This is a genomic window from Streptomyces sp. NPDC127084 (assembly GCF_042724175.1).
In the GTDB taxonomy this organism is placed as follows: domain Bacteria; phylum Actinomycetota; class Actinomycetes; order Streptomycetales; family Streptomycetaceae; genus Streptomyces.
The window spans coordinates 1-4,848 of sequence record NZ_JBHXFA010000273.1 but is presented as its reverse complement, the minus strand read 5'-3'; the positions used below and the strand labels follow the sequence as shown (position 1 = coordinate 4,848).

The window sequence follows — 4,848 nt, the reverse complement described above, 5'->3', positions numbered from 1 at the left end:
GCCCGGTCAGCTGCAGCCCGTCGGACCGGGCACGGTCGACCAGCATCGCGATCAATTGCTCGTCCGACACCGCCTCCGCAGTCGACTCGACGGCCAGCTCCTCCACGGCCGATCCCTCGGTGATGGCCTCGCTCATCAAGCGTCTCCTTGATCATCGGATCCGCCGTTGATTAGACACTCCCTACACTCCCGCGCCACTTCAGCCCCGGGAGCGGGAGCTGGCAGCGCGGGAGCACGTGGGTGAGTGTCCATTAGGTGTCCCTTCCATCCGGGTATCCACCTAATTCGTTACACACCCGCCGGGGGCGACGGAAAGTGCCATGGCCCTACAGGCGGGTTGGATGATGATACGGCCTCTTGATCGAATCTGTTGCTGTGTCTGGGTGAGGAGGCCGCGCGGCTCACCGGGAGAGGTGCGGGGGGGGCTGCTTTGCTCCCAGTGTCCGGGACGTGGACGAGGGGCCGTCTGTGCTCCAAAGGTGCCTGCACTTCAAGGAGAGCCATGCGATACACCATCTTGTCCGGCATCGCTGGCCTGGCCACGATCGTGGCCAACGGTGTGAGCACGGTACCGGCCGACGCGGGAGGATGGGGTATCCCGGTGCCGTGCGCTACCACGGCCCTGATCAACGCGATCGCCACGGCGCCTGCGGGATCCACGCTCATCCTGGCCCGTCGCTGTACCTACCATCTGACCTCGGCATACTCCGGTGCCCACGGGCTGCCCCCCGTCGACAGGCAGCTCACCATCGAGGGTCGTGACTCCACGATCGTCCGTGACGGGGGGTCGGCCGGTGTCTTCGGAATCTTCCACGTCACCTCCACCGGTGACCTGCGGCTCGAGGACGTTACGATCCGCGGCGGCAACGCACCCGTTGACGGAGGAGGCATCCTCGTCGACTCCTCGGGCAAGCTGAGACTCAACAAGGTCACCCTCGACAACAACCACGCCGACCGCAATGGAGGAGGCGTCGATGTCGAGTCAGGAGCCACGGCATACATCACCAGCAGCGAGTTCACCTTCAATAACGCGGGCAGCAATGGCGGAGGCATGCAGTCGGATGGCACCGTCACCGCCGACGGAGTCGTGCTCTCCCGCAACTTCGCCGCCGTTAACGGCGGAGCCATCAGCCACGTCAGGAGTGACGCCCTCTACCGCAACGCCACAGTGAAGGACAACACCTCCGGCGACAACAGCGGCGGCATCTACAGCGGCTCCGGCAGTACCGTCCGGTTCACCAACAGCAAGATCATCAACAACACCACAGGTACGGCCGGCGGCGGCATCGCGAATGAAGCCTCGCTGACGCTCATCAAGACCGACGTCTCCGGCAACGTCGTAGGCGGCACCGGCGGCGCGGGCGGAGGCATTTACCAAATCGATGGCACCCTAGTGCTGCGGGACAGCAAGGTCGACCGCAACAGTGCGAACGGCTCCGGCATTTCACGGGCCGGTGGCATCTTCAGCGCCTTCGCTGCAGTGACGCTTGACCACAGCGAGGTGAACAACAATGCCTCCACCGTCAGACCGGGCGGCGTGTGGACCAACGCCCCGTTCACGAAGAACCGGTCCGAGATCCGGCACAACGTCCCCACCAACTGCGACGGCAGCCCCTTCATCGTCACCGGCTGCATCGGCTGACCCCTCACGCCCCCGCACCGGGTCGCCTGCCCGGACTTGGGGACCGCACGGGCCGCAGCGCAAGCACCACGATCACAGCGAGCGACGGACGCTTACCGGGGAAGACTTAATCGCCAAAGATATCAAACCTACGGGTTGATGATCTGCAAGCGACGGAGGTGGATCACTCAAATGGCGACGTCATAGTTGGCCTAAATTTTCGATAGAATGTCCACTGACAAAACCAAAGTAGCATCGGCAGGAATTGATTCCTGTTTCCCCATGCCGAACGCAGGCGGAACAACGAGCATCACGCGACTGCCCACCTTCTTGCCGATTAGGCCAAGCTGCAATCCCTTAAATAGGCGATTGGGAGCGAGAACCTGGAGCATCGATTGCGAATAGGTATCGTTGATCGTTTTTCTGGTTTCCCATATCATCGTCTTGTACGCGAGAATCAAAGGATCGCCCCCTCCGACTATCGGGCCATTTCCTTCTATTACGTATTTCGATACCAGATTCTTTGGTGGCGTAGACTTTTCGGGAATCTCGATCGAGGGAGACGGTCCGCCAGGGTTTTCCTTTATCGCTGGCAAGGCATGATTTCGCATTGCAACCGGGAGGCCACCCTTGACAGCGACAGCAGGCCTTACCGCGTTCAAGATGTCAACAACGAAAATTAGGGTCGCCTTGGGTGGAATATGAGGAGCGTAGCCTTGGTTTCCATAGGCAAGTCGCGGAGGAAGGGTAACTAGGATGCGGCTGCCAACCCTCTGTCCCTCAAGCGACTGATCCAAACCCTTCGTTATTTGGCCAGCCCCGACACGGATGACAGGTTGCTGCTTTTCGTCAAAATTGATATCAAATGGACGTTTCGCATTCCACACCTGCCCCAAGTAGTAGATCTTTGCGAAATCATTCTTCCTTACGACTGAACCGCTTCCTTTCACTAGAGTCCTTATCGTCAAATCGGGGGGTGGGGCACCTTTGCCTGGCGTCACGGTGGGCACCTGCTTGAACTTATTCCCGGCCGTGACCGACGGAATGACCCTCTCGTTACTCCCGCACGAGGTAAGCAACAGCAGCGCAAGGAGGAGGAAAGCTACTCGACGCATGATTGCACCTCGATTGCCAATTTATCTGTCATTGGGATACTCCTGGCCCGAATCGGTCCCCCGCTTAGCGCCTACGTCACATTCGGGTCATGGCTCCGCGTCGTTTTCAACGGGAGTTGAGGCGCTTGAAATGGTGTGGCTCAGGGCGAAGGTCTGCTCGACGACATAGCTCGGCGGTTGCCCATGCCATGGGTGTTCGGGGCTCCTATCCAGGAGACGACAGGCAGGGCCAGACACTAGCGGAATTCTCCGGTGACCAACGAGCCTCACGGCATCGAGCAGCGAACTTCAGACATCCCGCTCAACACCGTGAGGTCCTCGCTTGAGATCCGGTTTCTGGATCCGAACAAGCCACTCAGGAAACGTCGGCACGTATCATCTTACTTGTACTGGTGGGGCAGGTGCGATTCACGAAACAAACTTGCAGTCCGAAGGTGGTGCCAAAAGTGGCAGAATATGTGCCCCTCCCTCTAAATACGAGCACATTTTTCGTTTTATTCAGGCTGAGTTCCGGGGGGAGTGCGGGACCATTTTGATCTATGCCGTCCTGGGCCCACAGAATTGTCTTATAAAGAGGATTATCCCAATTCTTTAGCGTACTCCAGTGTCCATTATGTGTCGAGATCTTATAGTTCCCGGCGAGGTCGGCGTAGTAGCTGTATGTCCCGCTAGACTTTCCACCCCACAGAACAGCTGTTACAGAGGCTGTTGTGTAGGCAGGAACCTTAATCCCCTGCGATGGAATGCTGTAGGTTTCTACTTTGGAATTTGTTTTAGTGGTAGAATCGCTACTCTCGTGAGAGGATGTGACTCCATGGGTCCCTGAAATTCCGCCCCAAGCCCACTTAACGCTCATCGTATAGCTGAGATTAGTGGACATTGTATTGGTAGTCGTCGCAGTTGTGCTAGTGGTATTCCATATAGACCTAGAGTATGACTGTGTCCAGAGTACCTGCTCGATATCGGTTGAGTTCTCAAGGAAGGAATTCTGGGAATAGATGGGTGATGAATCAGCGCTGAAATTCTGCTGATCCGGGACGGCGCGGACATTACTGACAGTGACACCAGCAATATTCACTGAATCGGGTAGAACTTTGTAGCTTGCGCCCACTGGATAGTTGATGTTGCTGTATGGGTACTGCGCTTCGATAAATTGTTCAATATCGACACTCGTGGCTGCGTAGGCATTCGTCGGAGTTAGCGCAATCGACGCGCAAACAGCGATTGCCACAGCCAGGGAAAATTTTCCACGAACCTTGCGGTTTAGTCTTCTTTGCATGGCGGAACCCTTTGTTTCATGTCGCTGGTATCCCAACCCCCAAGGCATGACATCGCCGTTAAGCGCAGGCGAGGGCGGCAAGGAGCCCACGAGGAACAGTAAATTCTTACTCGGTGCTTGAAGACAATGCGATATCGCCTTAAGGCGAACGTCTATTAAGTCGCGTCGATACGGGCGAGCTTGCGGTGAATGCCCGGTCCCAGGAGCCAGCCTTGCGTACTTTTCGGAAGGCACCGGCGAGAGTTGGATGGGTGAGTAAAGCCTACTCTGAGGTGCTGGCATTTTGTCACGCCGTAGAAGACTTCGCAAGACCCTTTATCCCTCTTGTGGGCTCCGTAAAGATCGCGAGCCGTCGAAGTCTCCAAGAAGGTAGGTCGGCGAGTTATGGGCAGTCGGGGTCTCAGCTAATTACCTAGAACTGCCTAGCGATGAATGTAATAGATGCCAGAAAGGAAAGGTGCTTACAATTCCCGCATCGGGGAGCCTGGTAACAATTGGGTAAACGGCTGCGGCTCCACGCAGAGTGGTAATGGTGATGGGCCGTCATCCCCTGCGACTTCACGAGTTTAAATCCAGCGGTTGACCAGGGGCGTTTCAAAGTCGCGCTGATCATGCGGATCCGCAGGTCATGGCGGTACGAGGGGTGCAGGTAGGACCGTCACGCACGCATCGAAACTCCGGTTGAACTGGGGTGGCCTTCCCAAGTCGCCCTGAATCACCGGAGTTTCGATGCACCGCCAGTGAGCCTCTTTCATCCTGTGCTGGAGGGTGAAATGGGCTGGTCAGCGGGTGTGGTGACGAGGCAGGGCCCCTCGTCGTTGGCGTGGTGATTC

General features: G+C 57.4%; 3 protein-coding genes. 1 reads left to right on the top strand and 2 read right to left on the bottom strand.

Features of this window, described 5'->3' with window-relative positions; translation table 11 throughout:
* Positions 1-502: 502 nt before the first annotated feature.
* Entirely contained in the window at positions 503-1,642 is a 1,140-nt protein-coding gene (locus ACFWI9_RS32920) for a hypothetical protein (RefSeq protein WP_387168577.1), read from the top strand.
* Positions 1,643-1,833: 191 nt separating this feature from the next.
* Here the strand turns inward: ACFWI9_RS32920 and ACFWI9_RS32915 are convergent, their stop codons facing one another.
* Both ACFWI9_RS32915 and ACFWI9_RS32910 read right to left on the bottom strand, forming a co-directional pair.
* Complete coding sequence (locus ACFWI9_RS32915; protein WP_387168574.1) at positions 1,834-2,631, bottom strand: FKBP-type peptidyl-prolyl cis-trans isomerase; 798 nt, start codon at positions 2,629-2,631, stop codon at positions 1,834-1,836.
* 460 nt (positions 2,632-3,091) lie between these two features.
* A complete protein-coding gene (locus ACFWI9_RS32910) occupies positions 3,092-4,105 on the bottom strand; it encodes an ETX/MTX2 family pore-forming toxin (protein WP_387168571.1) in 1,014 nt (337 codons plus the stop codon).
* Between the last annotated feature and the right edge of the window lie 743 nt (positions 4,106-4,848).